General features: G+C 73.2%; 15 protein-coding genes and 1 riboswitch. Of the genes, 12 read left to right on the forward strand and 3 right to left on the reverse strand.

Translation table 11 applies throughout. The annotated features are described in order from the left end of the window. The first annotated feature begins 47 nt into the window (after positions 1 to 47). The 10 genes from QSK31_RS43615 to QSK31_RS43660 all read left to right on the forward strand — a co-directional run bounded on the left by QSK31_RS43615 (position 48) and on the right by QSK31_RS43660 (position 11,662). Positions 48 to 545: a SigE family RNA polymerase sigma factor gene (locus tag QSK31_RS43615; RefSeq protein ID WP_285690903.1), complete on the forward strand. Its 498-nt coding sequence runs from the start codon at positions 48 to 50 to the stop codon at positions 543 to 545. After that, complete coding sequence (locus QSK31_RS43620; protein ID WP_285690904.1) at positions 542 to 1,777, forward strand: hypothetical protein; 1,236 nt, start codon at positions 542 to 544, stop codon at positions 1,775 to 1,777. Before QSK31_RS43615 ends, QSK31_RS43620 begins: the two co-directional genes overlap by 4 nt. Before the next feature lie 9 nt (positions 1,778 to 1,786). Beyond that, entirely contained in the window at positions 1,787 to 3,352 is a 1,566-nt protein-coding gene (locus tag QSK31_RS43625) for a gluconokinase (protein ID WP_285690905.1), read from the forward strand. A gap of 300 nt (positions 3,353 to 3,652) precedes the next feature. Then, positions 3,653 to 3,778, forward strand: a riboswitch (cobalamin riboswitch). 33 nt (positions 3,779 to 3,811) lie between these two features. After that, positions 3,812 to 5,824 (forward strand): VWA domain-containing protein, encoded by a 2,013-nt coding sequence (locus QSK31_RS43630; protein ID WP_285690931.1) that lies wholly within the window; start codon positions 3,812 to 3,814, stop codon positions 5,822 to 5,824. Continuing rightward, on the forward strand, positions 5,824 to 6,411 hold the full coding sequence (gene cobO / locus QSK31_RS43635) for a cob(I)yrinic acid a,c-diamide adenosyltransferase (RefSeq protein WP_285690906.1): 588 nt from the start codon (positions 5,824 to 5,826) through the stop codon (positions 6,409 to 6,411). Before QSK31_RS43630 ends, cobO begins: the two co-directional genes overlap by 1 nt. Further along, entirely contained in the window at positions 6,405 to 7,763 is a 1,359-nt protein-coding gene (locus QSK31_RS43640) for a cobyrinic acid a,c-diamide synthase CobB (protein WP_285690907.1), read from the forward strand. The genes cobO and QSK31_RS43640 overlap by 7 nt, the downstream gene beginning before the upstream one ends. After that, a complete protein-coding gene (locus QSK31_RS43645) occupies positions 7,753 to 8,535 on the forward strand; it encodes an SDR family NAD(P)-dependent oxidoreductase (RefSeq protein WP_285690908.1) in 783 nt (260 codons plus the stop codon). Before QSK31_RS43640 ends, QSK31_RS43645 begins: the two co-directional genes overlap by 11 nt. Before the next feature lie 210 nt (positions 8,536 to 8,745). Then, complete coding sequence (locus tag QSK31_RS43650) at positions 8,746 to 9,984, forward strand: ABC transporter substrate-binding protein (protein ID WP_285690910.1); 1,239 nt, start codon at positions 8,746 to 8,748, stop codon at positions 9,982 to 9,984. Then, entirely contained in the window at positions 9,981 to 10,853 is an 873-nt protein-coding gene (locus QSK31_RS43655) for a carbohydrate ABC transporter permease (RefSeq protein WP_285690911.1), read from the forward strand. Before QSK31_RS43650 ends, QSK31_RS43655 begins: the two co-directional genes overlap by 4 nt. Beyond that, positions 10,850 to 11,662: a carbohydrate ABC transporter permease gene (locus QSK31_RS43660; RefSeq protein ID WP_285690912.1), complete on the forward strand. Its 813-nt coding sequence runs from the start codon at positions 10,850 to 10,852 to the stop codon at positions 11,660 to 11,662. Before QSK31_RS43655 ends, QSK31_RS43660 begins: the two co-directional genes overlap by 4 nt. Before the next feature lie 113 nt (positions 11,663 to 11,775). On the opposite strand, the gene QSK31_RS43665 is transcribed toward QSK31_RS43660, so the two are convergent. Beyond that, positions 11,776 to 13,248 carry a glutamate-cysteine ligase family protein gene (locus QSK31_RS43665; RefSeq protein WP_285690913.1) on the reverse strand — a complete coding sequence of 491 codons (1,473 nt, stop codon included), beginning with the start codon at positions 13,246 to 13,248 and terminating at the stop codon, positions 11,776 to 11,778. Positions 13,249 to 13,343: 95 nt separating this feature from the next. Between QSK31_RS43665 and QSK31_RS43670 the strand changes: the two genes are divergently transcribed. Further along, positions 13,344 to 14,579 (forward strand): SGNH/GDSL hydrolase family protein, encoded by a 1,236-nt coding sequence (locus tag QSK31_RS43670; RefSeq protein ID WP_285690915.1) that lies wholly within the window; start codon positions 13,344 to 13,346, stop codon positions 14,577 to 14,579. On the opposite strand, the gene QSK31_RS43675 is transcribed toward QSK31_RS43670, so the two are convergent. Next, a complete protein-coding gene (locus QSK31_RS43675) occupies positions 14,580 to 15,104 on the reverse strand; it encodes a hypothetical protein (protein ID WP_285690916.1) in 525 nt (174 codons plus the stop codon). Between the two features lie 313 nt (positions 15,105 to 15,417). On the opposite strand from QSK31_RS43675, the gene QSK31_RS43680 reads away from it, so the two are divergent. Next, the gene (locus QSK31_RS43680; RefSeq protein WP_285690917.1) at positions 15,418 to 18,699 is read left to right on the forward strand and encodes a hypothetical protein; all 3,282 of its coding nucleotides are present in this window, start codon (positions 15,418 to 15,420) and stop codon (positions 18,697 to 18,699) included. 322 nt (positions 18,700 to 19,021) lie between these two features. On the opposite strand, the gene QSK31_RS43685 is transcribed toward QSK31_RS43680, so the two are convergent. After that, positions 19,022 to 19,732, reverse strand: coding sequence for an ATP-binding protein (locus tag QSK31_RS43685; protein ID WP_285690918.1), 711 nt, complete (start codon positions 19,730 to 19,732; stop codon positions 19,022 to 19,024). Positions 19,733 to 19,753 lie beyond the last annotated feature (21 nt).

A 19,753-nucleotide genomic window follows, 5' to 3' on the forward strand; every position in this document is an offset into this window, starting at 1 on the left:
TGGCGTCCGGTGTCAGAGGAGGGTGAGGGGCGGGGGAGAGGCGACGGATGCGCACGGGGTTCGACGAGTTCGTCCGCACACGCAGCACCGGGTTGCTGCGCGTGGCCTTCCTGCTGACCGGCGACCGGCACACCGCCGAGGACCTGCTGCAGGAGGTGCTGGAGCAGATGTATGTGCGCTGGCGCGGCGTGCGGGGCAACCCGGAGGCGTACGCCCGCCGTGCCCTCGTCAACCGTGCCACCAACCGCTGGCGCGGGCGGCGGCGCAGACCCGAGACGCCGCTGGCTCACCACGACGTGGCCCAGCCCGACCACAGCGACGGCGTGATCGTGCGAGACGTCGTGCTGGAGGCGCTGCGCGAGCTGCCGCCCAGGCAGCGGGCGGCGGTGGTGCTGCGCTACCTCGACGACCTGCCGATCGCGGAGGTCGCCGCCGCTCTGGACTGTTCCGAGGGCGTGATCAAGAGCAACACCTCCCGGGGCCTGGAACGGCTGCGTGCCGTGCTCGGGCCGGCCGTGTTCAGCACAGATCGGGGAGACCGATGACAGATCTGGAGGTCCGCGACGCCCTGCACCGGGCGACCGCCGAGGTCACCGCCCCGGCCGACCTGCTCGACCGGGTCACCGCCGGTGGCCGCCGCCGGGTGGTCCGGCGCCGCTCGCTGCTGACCGCAGGGCTGGCCGTCGTCGGCGCCGGGGCGACCGCCGCCGTGCTGCGCGGGGGCGGTGGGCAGGGGCTCGCGCCGCCCGCCTCCGACCTGCTCGACGGGCCGGCCCGCGGCGACCTGGCCGGCGACAGCGGCTTCCTGACCGGCGCGGTCGCGACGTTCCGATCGAGCCTCCCCGATGACCTGGCCACCATGGGGCCGCCGCGCGTGGCCTGGGCGGTCTCGGCGCCGGCCGGGGGCCTCGCGCTGGTCGCCCAGCGGCTGCGACCGAGGGATCTCGGGGACGGGAGCGTCGAGTTCGGTGTGATCCGCTTCGTCGAGATGTGGTCCAACGGCACCCGGATCTGGACGGCCGGACGCCTCGAGCCGATGATCACCGGCCGCTACCCGTCGAACGCCTACCTGGTCGGCGGCGTGCCCGGTGACGCGTTCCTCAGGTTCCGGGACTTCTTCCGGGATGCCCGGCCCGAGCGGACGCTCGTGGTGCTCGACGACGGGCGGCCGGTGCGGATCGCCACGTCGTTCACGGTGGATGCGTCGGGGCGGCTGGTCTGGCAGTACCGGGACCTGCCGCTGCCCGACGGCTTCGCCCGGGTTGTGCGCGGTCAGGCCGGCCTGTCGGTCCGGGCGGGTGGACGCGGGGTCGTGCTGGGCAACGACATCGACGCGAGTGGCCGCACCAAACCGCTGATCGAGGCCGATCTCGGTGGCGCCGACGACCGGCGGCTGCGTGGTTACGACGACGAGACCGCCTACTTCGACGCGTCCGTGTTCAGCCCCTGGCGGATCCGTGGCGTCACGCCGGACGGTCGCTCGTTCGTGGTGCAGACGCTGGTCGAGGCGGGGACGATCCGGCTGTTCCGCTTCCTCGACGGACCGGAGCCCACCTACCTCGGCGTGGTTCCGGGCCGGTCGCAGTCCGCGCTCGCCACACGCCTGCCCGACGAGCAGGGCATCGTGTTCGCCTCGAAACGGTCGCGGTTCCGCCACCGGTCGGCTCGCGGCGACTGGGTCCTCAACCCGGACAACGCCGGACTGCTGCCCCCCGGCACGGTCGAGATCCGCTATCCGGACGGGACGAACGAAGCAGTCCTGACCATCCCGGCTTAGGGTCGGCACATGGACGTTGTGATCGGGATCGACAGCGGCACCACCGCCACCAAGGGCGTCGCCGCCGGGCTCGACGGGCGGCTGCACGCCCACGCCAGCGTGCACTACCCGCTGTCGGTGCCCGGGCCGGGCCGGGCCGAGCTGGACCCCGATCGGGTCCGGGACGCGGCCGTCGAAGCGCTCGTCGACGTCGCCCGGCAGTGCCGTGCGGACGGCCACCGCGTCGTGGCGGTCAGCCTCAGCGCCTTCCTGCACGCCCTGGTCCCGATGGACGCCACCGGCAAACCGCTCGGACCGCTCGTCACCTGGGCCGACGGGCGGGCCGGCGGGCAGAGCGACGCGATCGCCGCCCAGGGCCTGTCCGCCAAGCTGCTGGCCCGCACCGGCACCCCGGTCCACCCGATGGCGCCGCTGGCCAAGCTGGCCTGGTGGGGCGCCACCGACCCGGAGACGCTCCGCGGGACGGCGCGGTGGGGTGGCGGCAAGGAACTGATCCTGTCCGGGCTGGCCGACGAGTCGTACTTGCTGGACCTGTCGCTCGCCTCGGCCACCGGCCTCTACGACATCCACGAGCGGCGGTGGGATCCGGAGGCCCTGGAGATCGCCGGGGTGCGCGAGGAGCAGCTCGCCGAGGTCGTGCCCACCACCCGCCGGCTGCGGCTCAAGCCCGAGGTCGCTTCCGCGGCGGGACTACCGGCCGGCACGCCGCTGATCATCGGCGCCGGCGACGGGCCGCTCGCCAACCTCGGCGTCGGCGCCACCCCGGCCGGTGTCGCGGCGGTCTCGCTCGGCACCAGCGGCGCGATGCGTACGGTCGTCGACCGGCCCAGCGCCGACGAGGGCGGGCGGCTGTTCTGCTACGCGCTCACCGAGGATCGGTGGGTGGTCGGCGGCGCCGTCAACAACGCCGGTTCCGTGGTCCGGTGGGCCGGGCAGGCGTTCGCGGCCGGGTTCGCGCGGCCGGCCGCCGAGGGCGAGGACGCCGACGAGATCGACGCCGCGATGCTGGTCGAGGCGCAGAACGCGCCGCCCGGCAGCGACGGCCTGCTCTGCCTGCCCTACCTGCTCGGGGAGAGGGCGCCCTGGTGGCGGTCCGGGATGCGCGGCGCCTATCTCGGGCTGGGCCGCGAGCACGGCCGCCCGCACCTGGTCCGTGCCGCGGTCGAGGGCGTGTGCCAGCAGATCGCCCTGGTGCGGGATTCGCTGGACACCGCCGGTTACCCGGTCAGAGAGGTGCGCGCCACCGGCGGCGCGGTCGCCTCCGACCTGTGGGTCGGTGTGCTCGCCGCCGCGCTCGACCTGCCGGTGGCGGTGGCCGACACGCCCGAGGGCACCGGGCTGGGCGCCTGCCTGCTCGGCTGGCACGCCCTCGGCGACCTGCCCGACCTGGACCACGCCGCCGAGCTCGTGGCGATCGGCGCGCCCACCGAGCCCGACTCCGGCAATGCCGCCCTCTACCGCCGGCAACGCCCGCTGATCGAGGAGGCGGCGCTGTTCGTGGCGCACCTGTCCGAGTCGCTGACGACCCCGGTGGCCGCGTCCGCCGACCGCGAGAGCGGCGCGGTCCACGGCTGACCCTCACGGAGCCGCCACCGACGCCAGCATCGAGACGGCGCGCGGTGGGGTGGCGCGCGGGTGGGGTGGCGTGCGGGTGGGGTGGCGCGTGATGGGGTGCGGGCGGTGAGGTGGTGCGCGGTGGGCGGCGCGCGGGTGAGGTGGCGCGTGATGGGGTGCGGGCGGTGAGATGGCGCGTGGTTGAGGTGGCGCGTGATGGGGTGCGGGCGGTGAGATGGCGCGTGGTTGAGGTGGCGCGCGATGGGGTGGCGCGGCGGGTGGGGACGTCAGCGTCACATTGACGGGGTCGGCGTCGGTCCGGTTGAGTGGCGGGCGAGCGGTAGCGGAGGAACCCGGTGTGAATCCGGGGCGGTCCCGCCACTGTGACCGGGTCGCCGCGGGCGTCCCCGGGAGTCAGGAGACTCCGGCCGCTCGGATGACCGACGTGTGGGCGCGGACCCGCACAGAAGGAAGGTGCGCGTGCTGCCCCCGTACCCGTTCTCGGCCGTTGTCGGCCTCGACGATCTCCGCCTGGCGCTGCTGCTCACGGCCGTTTCTCCCGCCGTCGGCGGGGTCCTGGTCCGCGGCGAGAAGGGCACGGCGAAAAGCACGGTGGTCCGTGCGCTGGCCGGCCTGCTGCCCGAGGTCGAGGTGGTGCGTGGGTGCCGCTTCGCGTGTGACCCGGGTACGCCGGACGCCGACTGCCCGGACGGCCCGCACGACGCCGACGCCCCGCACGGCCCACGGCCCGCCACCCTGGTCGAGCTGCCGGTCGGCGCCACCGAGGACCGCGTCGTCGGCACCCTCGACCTGCAACGCGCGCTGGCCGACGGCACCAAGGCGTACGAGCCGGGGCTGCTGGCCGCCGCGCACCGTGGCGCGCTGTACGTCGACGAGGTCAACCTGCTGCCCGATCACCTGGTCGACCTGCTGCTCGACGCCGCGGCGATGGGCCGGGCGCACGTCGAGCGGGACGGGGTGTCGGTCAAGCACGCCGCCCGGTTCCTGCTCGTCGGCACGATGAACCCGGAGGAGGGCGAGCCACGGCCCCAGCTGGTGGACCGGTTCGGCCTGGTCGTCACGGTCGCCGCGCCTCGGGACGCCCGGCAGCGGGCCGAGGTGGTGCGGCGGCGGCTCGCGTACGAGGCGGATCCGGTGGCGTTCGCGGCCCGGTTCGCCGGCTCGGATGCCGAACTGGCGGCGCGGATCGCGGCGGCACGGGCGGCGTCGGCGTCGGTCGTCCTGCCCGACGGTGAGCTGGACCGGATCGCGCGGGTCTGCCTGGCGTACGGCGTGGACGGCATGCGCGCCGACATCGTGGTGGCCCGGTGCGCGGTGGCGCTGGCCGCCTGGCACGGGCGGTCCGTGGTGACCGCCGACGACGTGCGTGACGCCGCGAGGCTGGCCCTGCCGCACCGGCGGCGCAAGGATCCGCTGGATCCGGCCGGCTCCGACGAGGAGCGGCTCGAGGACGCGTTGAACGCCGCCGCCGAGGACGACAACGACCCGGATCCGCCGTCCGACAACGACGGACCGCCCGAGGGGAACGGCCCGCCCGACGGTGGTGGCCCGCCTCCGCCGCCCTCCGGTGGGCCGCCGCAGGGCCAGGGCGCACCCGAGCCTGCGGGCCCGAATCACCAGCCGGAGCCCGCGCCGGCAGGAGAAGACGCGCCGGCAGGAGAAGGCGCGCCGCCAAGAGAGGAACAGCCCGCACCGGCGAAAGAGGAGCAGCCGGCGCCGGTCGGGGGAGTCGCCACGGCCGGTCCCGCCTACCGGCCGAAGACGTTGCGCATCGCCGACCGGGGCTCCGGCGGGCATTCGGGCCGCCGGTCACCCGCCTTCACCCGGCGGGGCCGGGTCGCCGGGTCTCGGACGCCGCGCGGCCGGATGACCGGGGCGCCGCACCTCCCGGCCACGCTGCGCGCCGCGATCCACCGCGGCTCCCGCACGGTCGAGCCTGGTGACCTGCGCGAATCCGTCCACGTGGGGCGCGAGGCCAACCTGGTGCTGTTCGTGGTGGACGCGTCCGGCTCGATGGCCGCCCGCAAGCGGATGACCGTGGTGAAGACCGCGGTGCTGTCCCTGCTGCGGGACGCCTATCACCGCCGCGACCGGGTCGGCATGATCACCTTCCGGGGCAGGAGCGCCGAGCAGGTTCTGCCGCCGACGTCCAGCCACGAGGTCGGCGTCTCGCGGCTGGCGGCTCTGCGTACCGGTGGGCGTACCCCCTTGGCCGCGGGCCTGCGCACCGCCGCGACCACCATCGCGACCGAACGCCGCCGTGACCCTCGCCGCCGCCCGCTCCTGATCGTGGTGACCGACGGCCGCGCCACCTCGGGCCCGGACCCGGCGACCGTCGCCCCGGCCCTCGCCGGCGTGGCGACGATCGTGGTCGACTGCGAGTCCGGCCCGGTCCGCCTGGGCCTGGCCCGCCGCCTGGCCGCGGCGCTCGGCGCGGACCTGGTACCCCTGGAAGCGCTGGAGGCGGCCTGATGCCGCAGGGGAAGGTCGAGGTCGTTCCCGATGACGGGCTGACCACGCGGCAGCGGCGGCGGCAGGCGGTCCTCGCCGTGCACACGGGCCACGGCAAGGGGAAGTCGACGGCCGCGTTCGGGATGGCGTTGCGGGCGTGGAGCGCGGGCTGGGACATCGGCGTGTTCCAGTTCGTGAAGAGTCCCAAGTGGCGGGTCGGCGAGGAGACCGCGCTCAAGGCGCTGGGGGAGCGGATCACCTGGCACAAGATGGGTGAGGGCTGGTCGTGGATCCAGCGTCCGGGCACCGAACGTGACCACGCCGTTGAGGCGGCCGAGGGCTGGGCGCAGATCAAACGCGACCTGGCCGCCGAGACACACGGGTTCTACGTGCTGGACGAGTTCACGTACCCGATGAAGTGGGGTTGGGTGGACGTGGGTGACGTGGTGGCGACGCTGGCCGCGCGGCCGGGCACGCAGCATGTGGTGATCACGGGGCGGGACGCGCACCCCGATCTGATCGCGGCGGCCGACCTGGTCACCGAGATGACCAAGGTGAAGCACCCGATGGACGCCGGACGTAAGGGTCAGCGGGGCATCGAGTGGTGACCGTCCCGCGGGTCGTCATCGCGGCGCCGGCGTCGGGGCACGGCAAGACGACCGTGGCGACCGGGCTGCTGGCCGCCTACGCCGCGCGTGGCCTGACCGTGGCGCCGTTCAAGGTGGGCCCCGACTACATCGACCCCGGCTATCACGCGCTCGCCGCCGGGCGCCCGGGCCGCAACCTCGACCCGGTGCTGACCGGCGAGCATCTGATCGGCCCGCTGTTCGCCCACGGTGCCGCGGGCGCCGACATCGCCGTCGTCGAGGGCGTGATGGGTCTCTACGACGGACGTACCGGTGCGGGTGAGACCGGCTCGACCGCGCAGGTGGCGGGGCTGCTGGAGGCGCCGGTCATCCTGGTCGTGGACGCGGCCGCGCAGGGGCGGTCGGTGGCGGCGCTGGTGCACGGCTTCCGCAGCTTCGGCAACGCCCGCATCGCCGGGGTGATCCTCAACCGGGTCGGCTCGGACCGCCACGAGACCATCCTGCGCGACGCCTGCGAGGAGGTCGGCACGCCGGTCCTGGGTGCGTTGCGCCGCGCGGACGCGGTCGCCGCGCCCTCGCGTCACCTGGGCCTGGTCCCGGCCGCCGAGCGACGCGCCGAGGCCCTCTCGTCGGTCGCGGCCCTGGCGGACCTGATCGCCGCGTCGGTGGATCTGGACGCGGTCATGTCGGTGGCTCGCTCGGCGGCATCGCTGCAGGTGACGCCGTGGAGCGCGGGGGCTGCCGAGAAGACGGGCACGGTGGTGGCGATCGCCGGTGGGCCGGCGTTCACCTTCGCCTACGCCGAGACCGCGGAGCTGCTGGCCGGCGCCGGCGCCGAGGTGGTCACGGTGGATCCGCTGCGGGACGAGGCACTCCCGGAGGGGACGGCCGCGCTGGTCGTCGGCGGCGGCTTTCCCGAGGTGTACGCGGCGGAGCTGTCGGCCAACGAGCCCCTGCGAGCCGCGGTGCGGAAACTGGCGGAGTCCGGCGCCCCGATCGTCGCCGAGTGCGCCGGTCTGCTCTGGCTGGCCCGCGGCCTCGACGGCGCCCCGATGTGCGGGGTCCTGGACGCCGAGGCGGCGATGACCCCGAGCCTGACCCTGGGCTACCGGGACGCGGTGGCGCTGACCGACAGCCCGCTGGCCCCGGCCGGCACCCGGGTGACCGGCCACGAGTTCCACCGGACGACGGTGCACCCGCGGTCGGGCCTGCTGCTCTCCCCGGCGGGCGGCGCGGCCTGGGCCTGGCGCGGCGCCGACCCGGAGGGCTTCGCCACGCCCAGCCTGCACGCCTCCTATCTGCACCTGCACTGGGCGGGCCATCCGGAGTTCGCCACCCGTCTGGTGGGGAATGCTGGGCAGCATGCGACTTGATCTCAGTGGGAAGACGGCTCTGGTCACCGGCTCGACGCAGGGCATCGGCCGGGCGATCGCCGCCGGGCTGGCCGCCGCGGGCGCCCGGGTCGGCATCAACGGCCGGTCGGCCGAGTCGGTGGAGCGCGCGCTGACGGAGCTGGGCGACGGCGACTTCGTCGGGGTGCCCGCGGATGTCGCCACGGAGGCCGGCGCCGCCGCCGTCCGGGAGAGGCTGCCCGTCGTGGATGTGCTGGTCAACAACCTGGGCATCTTCGAGACGAGGCCTGCCCTGGAGATCAGCGACGACGAGTGGCGGCGCTACTTCGAGGTGAACGTGCTGGCCGCGATCCGGTTGACCCGCGCCTATCTGCCGGGCATGCGGGAGCGGGGCTGGGGCCGGGTGCAGTACATCGCCAGCGACTCGGCCGTCGTCATCCCGGCCGAGATGATCCATTACGGGATGTCCAAGACGGCCCTGCTGGCCGTGTCGCGGGGCTTCGCCAAGGAGGCCGCCGGCTCGGGTGTCACGGTCAACAGCGTGATCGCCGGGCCGACGCACACCGGCGGCGTGGAGGACTTCGTCTACTCCCTGGTCGACAAGGATCTGCCGTGGGACGAGGCACAGCGCGAGTTCATGCGCCTGCACCGGCCGCAGTCGCTGCTCCAGCGCCTGATCGAGCCGGCGGAGATCGCCAACATGGTCGTCTACCTGGCTTCCCCGCTCGCCTCGGCGACCACCGGCGGGGCGGTCCGGGTCGACGGCGGCTACGTGGACGCGATCCTGCCCTAGGTACGCCCGAATTCGCATTTGATGATCACGCCGCACCCCAGGTTCGTAAATGTCGGTGCTGCAAGAGACGAACCTGCCCGAAGCGAGGGGTTCGTAAATCGCCTTGTGTAACAAGTCGGAATCTTGACGTCCTGTCCAGTCCTGGCACGCTGTCGCTTCGATCGACAAAGGGACTATTAACGAACCTGGTTCGTAGGCAGGGTGGTCGTAGTGAAGGTCCGGAGATATCTCGCCGCCGGATTGGCGTTGGCGCTCGCCCTGACCGCCTGCGGGAACAGCGGTGGCGACGAGAAAGCAACAGGCGAGCTCGTCTTCGCCAGCTGGCAGTGGCTCGAGCCGGGCCGCGGCGAGCAGCTCTGGAAGGTCGCCGGTGGATACACCGCGACCGATCCCGGGGTGACGCTGAAGCAGCAGGCCGTGGCCCGCAAGGACTACGAGAGCACGCTCAAGACGCAGATCGGCGCCCGCGGCGGCCCGGACCTGCTGATCATCCCGGACACGTTCCTGCCCGAGCTCGCCGACGCGGGCGCCCTGGAGCCCCTGGACGGCGTGGTCGACAAGGCGTCCCTCAACGCCACCAACGAGGCCGGCAAGGTGGACGGCAAGCAGCTCGGCTACGCCTGGGAGATCGTCAACTACGCGCTCTTCTGGAACACCGCGCTGCTCGGCCAGGCCGGGGTGAAGCCGCCGACCGACGTGCCGAGCCTGATCGCCGCCGCCAAGCAGATCAAGGCCAAGACCGGCAACCCCGGTTTTGCCGTACGCCACCAGATCAACGAGGAGACGCCCTGGTGGATCGACTTCTCCAACTGGACCTACGGGTTCGGTGGCACCTGGTCCAAGGACGGCAAGCTGAGCATCGACAGCCCGGAGAACGTCGCCGCGGTCACCGCCTTCCGTGACATGTACTCCAGCGGCGCGATGGCGGTCGGCGACGACGCGTCCACGTTCCGGTCGAAGTTCAAGGCCGGCAAGGTCGGCATGATGATCGACAACAGCTCCGCCCTGTCCACGATGGTCGCCGGCAACAAGGTGGTGCCGAGCACCGGTGTCGGGGCGAGCAAGCTGCCGTTCCCGGCGCCGAAGAGCAGCCAGGCGGGCTTCTTCATCGGCGTCAACAAGTTCGGCAAGAACAAGGCGGCCGCGAAGAAGTGGCTGAGCTGGTACTACGGCGCCGACGTGCAGAAGCAGGCCGCCGGGGCGCTGGGCGCCAGCGTCCTCGGCACCGACGCCAAGCCGCCGGCCGAGTTCATCACCGCCAACCCGTGGGTGCCGACCTTCCAGGCCCAGGCCGCGACCTCGGCCGACGCGGTGATCGACGGCTTCGAGACGGACACCCCGAAGATCCGCCACCTGGTGCTGGCCGAGGTGGAGAAGGTCCTGGTCGACGGCGAGGACCCGGCCGCGGCCCTGGCCCGCGCCCAGCAGGAGGCGGAGAAGCTGAAGTGAGGGCCGAACGTCTCGCGCCTTATGTCTTCGCCTCCGCGGCCGCGCTCTACCTGCTCGCCTTCGCGGCCGGGCCGCTGCTGGACGGGGTGTGGCTGTCCTTCACCGACACCAAGCTGCTCGACCCGACCGGCGGCGAGTGGATCGGCACGGACAACTACACCGACCTGTTCGCCGACTCACGATTCGCCGGGACGCTCGGCGTCACGCTGATCTACGCCCTTTCCACGGTCGTCGGGGCGTTGCTGGTCGGCACGTTCGGCGCGGTCCTGCTGGACAAGGCGTTCCGCGGGCGTACGGCGTTGCGGGCGCTGCTCACCCTGCCGTGGGCGGCGCCGACCGTCGCGGTGACGCTGATCTTCGTGTGGATCTTCAACAACGACAACGGCGTGCTCAACCACGCGTCCGAGGCCGCCGGGCTGGGACGGCACGGCTGGCTGACCGCGTACGCGCTGGCCACCGTCACGGCCGTCTCGGTGTGGAAGGTGTTCCCGTTCGTGCTGCTGGTCGTGCTGGCCGCGCTCCAGTCCGTACCCAAGGATCTGGTGGAGTCGGCGCGGATCGACGGCGCCGGACCGGCGCGGGTCTTCCGGAGCGTCACGTGGCCGTTCCTGGTGCCGACGCTGCGGGTGGTCGCGTTGCTGATGACCATCTGGTCCTTCCGGCGCTTCGAGATCATCTGGCTGCTCACCCAGGGCGGCCCGGTGGACCGCACGACCACGCTGGTGATCGACGTCTACCGGCAGGCGTTCCTGGACTCCGACCTCGGGCGCTCGGCGGCCACCGGCGCGGTCGGGCTGGTGCTCTCCGCGATCGCCACCGTCGCGTACGCGCTGACCGAACGGCACTCGACCGCAAAGGACCTGGCGTGAAGCTCCGTTTCATCGCCCTCGCGGCTCTCGCGGCCGTGGCGGGCTTCCCGCTCTACTGGATGCTGGTCACCGCCACGCGCGGCCAGGACGAGCTGTTCGGCGGCGACGTGCACTGGCTGCCGGACGTCACGAGGCTCGGTCAGGTGTTCACCGCGGCGGTCGACGGCGCCCCGATGCTGCGCTGGCTGACCAACAGCGCCTTCGTCGCGGCCGGGACGACCGTGCTCAGCCTCGCGCTCGCCGTGCTGGCCGCGTACGCCCTCTCCCGCTTCTCCTTCCGCGGCCGTGGCGTCTTCGGCTTCGCGCTGTTCGCCACCCAGATGCTGCCGGAGGCGCTGGTCGTCGTCCCGCTCTACGCGATCTTCCTGACCCTCGGTCTGCTGAACAACCTGTGGGGCCTGGTGCTGGGCAACACGGCGTTCGCCATGCCGGTGGCGGTCTGGATCATCAAGACCGCGATGGACGGCGTGCCCCGCGAGATCGAGGAGGCCGCCGCGCTCGACGGCTGTTCCCGGTACGCGATGCTGCGCCGGATCGTGCTCCCGCTGACCGCGCCGTCCCTGGCGGCCGCGGCCGTCCTGGCGTTCTTCGACAGCTGGAACGAGTTCCTGCTGGCCAACACGTTCATGGTCGACGAGGAGAAGTGGCCGGCGTCCAAGGGCCTGGCGTCGTTCGTGGGCGAGTTCGTCACTCCGCTGCCGACGGTCATGTCCGCCGCCGTGCTCTTCACCGTCCCCGCGGTCGTCTTCTTCCTGCTGGTCCAGCGTCACATCGTCGCCGGCCTCACCGCCGGAGCCGTCAAGGGCTAGATCAAAACCGTTTCGAGGTACGCGCGACGCCGAGCCGGCGTGGCGCACACGCGGGCCGGGCGGTGGGTCACCCTCCCTGCCCACGTTCCGGGTTGTCCCGGTCCTGTGAAGTTTCAGACGGGCCACTCGTGCACGGGAGTGTTCTGGTGCATGAGCGGTAGGTACCGGTGCAGCATCTCGTGCAGGGCCTCCTGCCGGGACAGGCCGTCGGACTCCAGCGCGTGCAGCGTCCCGACCTGCCAGGTGGCGCCGTTGCGGTGGGTCAGGCAGCGCTGCTCTATGATGCCGAGCAGCCTGTCCCGTTCCCCGGCCGAGACGCCCCAGCGGTCCAGGCCCTCGCGGGCCATCGGCAGCAGCCGGCGCAACACGAGCTCGGTCACCGGCACGTAGCCCAGGCCGGGCCAGAACACCGAGGCGTCGATGCCGTGCCGGGCGCCGGCGTGGAAGTTCTCCTCCGCGGCGCTGAACGACATCTGGGTCCACACCGGGCGTTCCGCCTCGGCGAGCGTGCGGATCAGGCCGTAGTAGAACGCCGCGTTCGCGATCGTGTCGACCACCGTCGGCCCGGCCGGCAGCACCCTGTTCTCCACGCGCAGATGTGGCCGCCCCTTGACCACGGCGTAGATCGGCCTGTTCCAGCGATACACGGTGCCGTTGTGCAGTCGCAGCTCACTGAGCGCCGGGGTGTCGCCGCGTTCCAGGGTGTCGGCCGGGTCCTCGTCGTCGCAGATCGGCAGCAATGCGGGGAAGTAGCGGACATTCTCCTCGAAGAGATCGAACACCGACGTGATCCAGCGCTCGCCGAACCAGACGCGAGGTCGTACCCCCTGGGCCCTGATCTCCTCCGGCCGGGTGTCGGTCGCCTGCTCGAACAGCGGGATCCGGGTCTCGCGCCACAGCTCGCGGCCGAACAGCAGCGGCGAGTTCGCCCCGAGAGCCACCTGCACGCCGGCGATGACCTGGGCGGCGTTCCAGTAGGCGGCGAACTGCTCGGGACTGACCTGCAGGTGGAACTGGGTGCTGGTGCACGCCGACTCGGGCGCGATGGTGTCCGTGGTGACCGACAGCCGGTCCACGCCGTCGATCCGGATGTCCAGGTCCTCGCCGCGGGCCGCGAAGATCTGCTCGTTCAGCAGCTTGTACCGGGGGTTGGCGGAGAGCGCGTCGGCGGTCATGTGCTCGCGGCGCAGGGTCGGCAGGATCCCGATCATCACCATGTGCGCGCCGACCGAGCGGGCGTGCTCCTCGGCGTTGTTCAGGCTGGCCCGCAGCGTTCGCTCCAGGTCGGCGTTCTCCGCACCGGCGAGCCGGCGCGGCGGCACGTTGATCTCGACGTTGAACTGGCCCAGCTCGGTCTGGAAGTCCGGGTCGGCGATCGCCCCGAGCACCTCGGCGTTGCGCATCGCCGGGTCGGCCTTCGCGTCGATCAGGTTGAGCTCGATCTCCATGCCGGTCAGCGGGCGCTCGAACTCGAACCGCGACTCCCGCAGCATCGAGGCGAACACGTCCAGGCTGCGCCGGATCTTGTGCCGGTACTGCGCCCGGTCCTCCCGGGTGAAGACCCGCTGATCGACCTCTTCGCCCACGGGGGACCACCTCTCTGCCTCGCACTCATCAAACAACGCCGGTACCGCGGGCGCCACCTTTACAAACCCGAAGGTAGGCATCGAAACTCGTCACTATGCGCTTCCTAGCCGCGGCTGCGGCCCTCTCCGTCCTCGCTCTACCTACCCCGGCATCGGCCGCTTCTACCTGGACCACCGCCTGGGCCACCGCTCCGGCCGCGGCGGTCGGCGGCGTCCAGCAGGGGTACGTCGGCTTCACCATCCGGAACGTCGTCCACACCACCGCGGGCGGCAACAAGGTCCGGATCCACCTGTCCAACCGCTACGGCACCAGACCGGTGCTGTTCGGCCACGTCACCGTCGCGGTCTCCGCGCACGCGGGCGGGCGGCGCGACGGGAGCATCGACCAGAGCGACGGCTCGGCGGTGGCCGGCACCCTGCGCGACGTGCTGTTCAGCGGCCGCCGGGAATTCACCGTCCCGGCCGGCGCCGACGCCGTCAGCGACCCGGTGACCCTGCGCGTGGCGGCCGACCGCGACCTGCTGGTCAGCGTCTGGACGCCCGAGCCCTCCGGCACGGTCACCTACCACCCGGCGGCGATGCAGGACTCGGTGTTCAGCCGCGGCCCCGCCGACCACGCCGCCGACACCTCGGCCACCGCGTTCGGCGAACGCACCCAGGTCTGGCACTACGTCAGCGGCGTCGACGTGGTCGGCGGCCCCGGCACCGTGGTCGCGCTCGGCGACTCGATCACCGACGGCGTCACCTCCACCTTCAACGCCAACCGGCGCTGGACCGACTACCTGGCCGCGCGGCTGGCGAGTTCGGCGCAGCCCGACTACGGCATCGCCAACTCCGGCATCAGCGGCAACCGCGTGCTGCTCGACTGCGGCTACCCGAACTACACGATCTACCAGTCGTGCGGCGAGAGCGCGCAGACCCGGCTGCCGCAGGACGTCCTGGAGCGCGCCGGCGTGCGCACCGTGATCCTCTTCGAGGGGGTCAACGACATCCAGCAGGACCCGCACCAGACCGACCCCGAGCAGATCATCGCCGGCCTGGCCCAGATCACCGCGCAGGCGCGGGCGCGCGGCCTCAAGGTGGTCGGCGCGACCATCATGCCGTTCCGCGGCTGGTACACGTGGTCGCCGGAACTGGAGGCCACCCGGGTGGCGGTCAACACGTGGATCCGCACCGAGTTCGGCGCCAACCTGGCCGACTTCGACGCGGCCACCCGCGACCCGTCCGACCCGGCGCGGATCCTGCCCGCCTTCGACAGCGGCGACCACCTGCACCCCAACGACGCGGGCGACCTGGCGATGGCCCGCGTCGTCCCGCTCGGGAGGCTGTAGCTACCTGATGATCCAGGCCGTGGTCGCCACGATCGCCACCGTCAGCCCGAGCGCGGCCTGGATCAGCAACGCCGGACCGATGTGCGACCACATGGTGGGTACCCGCGGCGTCAGCGGCTGCATCGTGGTCAGATTGAGCACGCTCGTCAGGCGTACCGGAAGGGTGGGGTCGTCCTGGGGCTGGGTCCGCAGCTGGACCAGATCACCGCGGTGCAGCGCCGACATCGCCAGGTGCCCGTGCATCTCGACCTCGTAGCGCTGGCCCAGATCGTCCTTCAGCATGACCGGCGTGACCAGGAACTCCGGACCCTTCTTGAGGTCCTTGAGCGTCCGGTGCACGCCCTTGAGCCGGATCAGCGCGCCGATCAGCCGGGCGACGGTGGCGGCGACGAAGACCGCCAGCACGAGTGGCTGTCCCACCTTGATCTCGCGGGTGTAGGCGGCGCCGAAGCCGACGAAGCGGCCGGTGATGACGGGACCGGCGTGCCGGAGGATCTGCTCGCGGTACAGCTCGGTGTCGTCCATGGGGATCACCTCCTGGGTGTTCCCCAATCGTACGGAGAGTCACGATTTAATCGCAGTGAGTGAATGACCCCTTCACTTCGTGAAAACCGTTGATGGGGTACGCGCACAGCGGAGTCCCGCCCTCCGGGCCCCGCCGCCGTCGCCGGTCACGCTCCGCGCGCCCTCCGCCGGGTTGTTCCCACGTGGTTGCGCCTGCCGGTGCCCGTGGTGTCCGCCGTGCGGCTGAGGATTGCCGGAAACGGGCACGCGCACTCTCCCGAGGCGGTGAACTTGACCTCGACCTGCGCGCGGCCTACTACGGGGGACTGAAGGCATGGCAACGATCGTCAAACCGGACAGCGTCCTGGCGTTGACCGCCCGCGAAATGCTGGAGACCCACGCCCGAGGCGAAGGCCCCCGCGAGGGTATGATCAACTGCCCCGTCTGCGGCGAGCCGTTGCCCTGCCCCTCCGGCCGAGCCGCCGCCGAAGTCCTCTTCGCCGCCGGCCTGGCCGAATCCTCCGGCCTCATCGACGCCGCCCGCCAGCAGGCTCTGGGCGGCCGCACCCCCTTGGGCCAGCCCGCCGAAGCCTTCCCCGCCGCCGGCTTCCCGAGCGCTGAGCCCGCTGCCGGCTTCCCGAGCGGCGAGCCCGCTGCCGGCTTCCCGAGCGGCCAGCCCGCTCCGGGCACCGTGTCGGACAGCGATCCGGGCACCTATCCCGCCGCCGGTCCCCTGGGCGCCCAGTCCGCCGGCCTTCCTGCGGCCGGCCCTCGGAGCGCCCATCCCACCGGCTATCCGACCGGCGTCTCCTTCACCGCCCCCGAGGGGGCCGCTGCTGCCGCGAGCAGCGCCGCCCTCGCCCCGCCGGATCTGGGCCGGCCTTCCGCACCGGGCGCTCCGGCCTCGAGCCTGCTCGACGAGCCCACCAAGCCCGCTCCTGGGCCCGACCCGGGGCAGCGCCCTGCTTCCTGGCCGATCGCGGCCCCCGGCGCCGGCTCAGCGGCGTCCGCGAACTCCCCCGGCCCTTCCGGCGCCGAACCTGAGCCGGCAGCCGCACCGAGCGGCCTGACGAAGCCCGGCGCCGGTCCTCTTCCCGAAGCCGGCAGTCCGACCGCACCCGGCATCCTCGCCGCGCCCCCGCCCGCCGGCCCCATCGCCGCGCCGGGCGCCGCCGCAGGCACCATGACCGCCCCGAGCGGCGCTTCGGCGCCTGGTGTAGGCGTGCCGAGCGGCGCTTCGGCGCCTGGTGTAGGCGTGCCGAGCGGCGCTTCGGCGCCTGGTGTAGGCGTGCCGAGCGGCGCTTCGGCGCCCTCGGTCAGCAGTCCGAGCGGTACACCGGCACCAGGAAACCAGGGCCCGATCCCGCCCGCAGCCGACGTCCCGGACCTCCGCAAAGACAGCACTCCGTCCCCCGGCACAGTCACCGCAACCGAAGCCGACCGCACCGAGCTCGCCGACGCCGGCCCGACCGCACCATCCACAGCATTGAAGTCGGCCCCAGGCACCGCCGCGGATCTCGGCGTCAGTGGCGGCCCACCTTCCCGTGACACCACCACCGGGGGCATCGACGAGCCGGGCCGGCCGTTCACCGAGGACGAGCCGAGCGGCCTGTCCTTCTCGTCCCCGCACCCCGAGCCGCCATCCGCCAGCCGAGCCGAAGCCCTCGAACACACCCGCATCCCCGAGCCCGCGGCCATTCCCGAGCCCGCGGCCATTCCCGAGCCCGCGGCCATTCCCGAGCCCGCGGCCATTCCCGAGCCCCCGGCCATTCCCGAGCCCGCGGCCACTCCCGAGCCCCCGGCCATCCCCGAACCCCTTGCCCTGTCGGAACGAGAGACCCAGAACATCGACCCGCTCCTGCTGGGCCCGCCGATCTTCGACCGCCAGAACCGCCCACTGGACGCCCCGAACTTCACCCGAACACCCCGCCCAGCAGGCAACAGCGCCCCCACCCAACCGCCCGGCGGCGCACCCACTCCCGGCCAGCCCGGCGCCGCGCCGCAGAGCCCTTTCGCCCAGTCCCGCAGCGGCTTCGGCCCGCCGCCCGCCCCAGCTCCCGGTCCCGGTCCCGTTCTAGGTCAGCCGGCCGCGCCCGGCCTCGGTCAGCCGGCCGCGCCCGGTCCCGGCCTCGGCAAGCCTGCCGCCTCCGGTCTCGGACAGCCTGCCGCCTCCGGTCTCGGCAAGCCGAGCGCTCCGGGATCCGGTCAGCCCGGCACCGGCCCGGCCGCGCAGCCCGGCGTGGGCCACAGCCCGGAGCGTGGTGCCGCCGGCCCAGGTCAGTCCACCGCGCCGGGCCAGCCGGCCTCACCCGGATCGGGTCGGACCGGAGGGCTTGCTTCCGGGTTGAGCGGCGCGGCCGGGACGCCAGGTTCGTCGGGCCTCGGCCGCCCAGCAGGCAGTGGTCCCGGCCGGGAAGACGCACATCCCGGCGGGACGGGGCTCGGTCAGGCAGGTTCGACCACAGGACACAGTGGACCGAATCTCGGACGGCCCGGTGAGCCCGCCGTAGCCCGACCGGGGGAACAGGGGCAGGGCGCTGGACCCGCCGCTTCCCCACCGGCCAACCTCAACCGCCCACGGTTGGAGCCTCCGCAGATGGGCCAGCTCAACCGTCCGGCCACCCCCGCCGGGCCGGGCCAGGGTGCGCCCGCCGGGCCGGGCCAGGGTGCGCCCGCCGGGCCGGGCCAGGGTGCGCCCGCCAGGCCAGGCCAAGGTGGCCTTGTCGGGCCTGGTCAGAGTGCCGGCGGACCGAGTCAGGGTGGCCGGGTCGGGCCGGGTCTCGGAGGGCCGCCGGTCGTGTCCGGTCGAGGTTCGGCTGGTCCGGGTTCGGCCGGTCCGGGCGGTGCGGCTGGTCCGGCTGGGCCGGGTGGTCCGGGGCCGGGTGGTCCGGGGGCGGGTGGTCCGGGGGCGGGGGAGATGGCTTCCGGGCAGCAGGCCGCTACCGCGCCGCTCGGACGGCCGAATCGGCCGCCGCTCGAACCTCCTCAGATGGGGCAGCTCAATCGGCCCCCGAGCGGGCAGCAGGCCGGCAACGCTGGACCGGGCTATCCGGGTGCGGCTCAGCCTGGCAATGCCGGGCCGAGCTTCCCCGGCGCGAGCGCGGCGCCGGCCGACCAGTCCGGCGACTTCGGTGGCGAGTCCTCGGCGGGGCTGGGCAATGTGGCTTCGGGCCTCGCGGGGCTGGTCGGCGCCCGCCCGGGTGGCGAGCATGTCCCGGCTGTCGGTGCCCCGTCGGGGCTTTCGGCCCCCGGCGGCGCCCAGTCCGTCCCGCAAGGCGCTCAAGCCGTCCCGCAAGGCGCTCAGGCCGCATCGGAAGGTGCTCAAGCCGCACAGGTGGGTGCCCAAGCCGTACAGGAGGGTGCTCAGGCCGTACCGGAGAATGGGCCGGACAACCCGGAGGCCGCACCCAGCGGACTGCCTCGGGCCACCACCCCGCCTGCCGCTCCCGCTGCCCCGCGCAGCGAGAGTGCCCCGCGCAGCGAGAGTGCCCCGCGCAGCGAGAGTGCCCCGCGCAGCGAGAGTGCCCCGCGCAGCGAGAGTGCCCCGCGCAGCGAGGGCGCGCCGGACGACGAAGAAGCGCCGAGCGGCCTCCCGCGCCGCCCCGCGCCTGAGTGACCGGTCCGGAGCGATTTGATCAGCGAGCGATGACGAAGGCCGTGGCAGCGAAATGCCACGGCCTTCGTCATGACCGAGGTCGGCCGCCGAGGTCGGCCGCCGAAACGAGAGGTTGGAGCCTGAGGCCGAGCCGCGGCCGGGCTGGGCAGGTTGAGCCGCGAGCCGGGATGGCCGAGCCGTGGGTTGGGCCATGTCGAGCGGCTGGCCGGGGAAAGTCGCGGGCCGGGGAGAGTCGCGGGCCGGGGAGAGTCGCGGGCCGGGGAGAGTCGCGGGCCGGGGAGAGTCGCGGGCCGGGGAACGCCGCCGGCCGGGGAAGGCGGAGTCAGGCGAGGCCGAGGTGGGTCCAGACGACCTTGCCGTCGGCGTAGGGGTGGACGCCCCAGGACTGGGTGAGGGCCCGGACCAGGCGCAACCCTCGCCCTCCGGACTCGGTGAGGGCCGGGTCCAAAGGTCGGGGCAGCAGCCGGCTGCCGTCGCGGACGGTCAGGCAGATGCGGTTGTCGCGCAGGCCGAGGGTGAACTCCATCGTGGTGTGCGCGTGCCGGACCACGTTGGCGACCAGTTCCGTGGCGACCAGGGACGCCGTGGACGCGGCCTCGCCGGCGTGCCAGGACGAGCAGGCCTGGATGACGAGCTGCCGGACCTGGCGGCAGGCGTCGGGTACGGGCTGGAGGCGTACCCGGATCCGCCGGGGTTCGGGCTCGTCGGCGATGTCCTTGATCGCGCTGTCGGCGCCGGCGGCGTAGGAGATCTGCGGGTGGGTGATCTCGTGGCCGCCGGCGCCGCAGAGGACGACCGGGACGTTGGGCCATTCGGCGGTCTCGCCCATCAGGTCGGGGATGACGTCAAGTGCTCGGGGGTCCGCGACCTCGGTGCCGGTCAGATCGACGATCAGCGCTTCCGGCTGGGGGGCCAGGCAGCGGCGTACGGCGGTGCGCAGGGCGTTCGCCGTCAGGCCGTCGAGCCGCCCGCGGACCCGGAGGACCGCCACCGGCAGGTCCCGTTCCGGCCGGCAGACCAGCTGGCTCGACATCCGCTCCCCTTCGTTGCACAG

This window comes from Actinoplanes sp. NBRC 103695 (assembly GCF_030269485.1).
Classification (GTDB): Bacteria; Actinomycetota; Actinomycetes; order Mycobacteriales; family Micromonosporaceae; genus Actinoplanes.

What these genes read in the sequence shown, in the direction of transcription:
- QSK31_RS43615 (WP_285690903.1), top strand. Translation starts at nt 48, where the DNA reads ATGCGCACGGGGTTCGACGAGTTCGTCCGCACACGCAGCACCGGGTTG.
- QSK31_RS43620 (WP_285690904.1), top strand. Translation starts at nt 542, where the DNA reads ATGACAGATCTGGAGGTCCGCGACGCCCTGCACCGGGCGACCGCCGAG.
- QSK31_RS43625 (WP_285690905.1), top strand. Translation starts at nt 1,787, where the DNA reads ATGGACGTTGTGATCGGGATCGACAGCGGCACCACCGCCACCAAGGGC.
- cobO (WP_285690906.1), top strand. Translation starts at nt 5,824, where the DNA reads ATGCCGCAGGGGAAGGTCGAGGTCGTTCCCGATGACGGGCTGACCACG.
- QSK31_RS43645 (WP_285690908.1), top strand. Translation starts at nt 7,753, where the DNA reads ATGCGACTTGATCTCAGTGGGAAGACGGCTCTGGTCACCGGCTCGACG.
- QSK31_RS43670 (WP_285690915.1), top strand. Translation starts at nt 13,344, where the DNA reads ATGCGCTTCCTAGCCGCGGCTGCGGCCCTCTCCGTCCTCGCTCTACCT.
- QSK31_RS43675 (WP_285690916.1), bottom strand. Translation starts at nt 15,104, where the DNA reads ATGGACGACACCGAGCTGTACCGCGAGCAGATCCTCCGGCACGCCGGT.
- QSK31_RS43680 (WP_285690917.1), top strand. Translation starts at nt 15,418, where the DNA reads ATGGCAACGATCGTCAAACCGGACAGCGTCCTGGCGTTGACCGCCCGC.
- QSK31_RS43685 (WP_285690918.1), bottom strand. Translation starts at nt 19,732, where the DNA reads ATGTCGAGCCAGCTGGTCTGCCGGCCGGAACGGGACCTGCCGGTGGCG.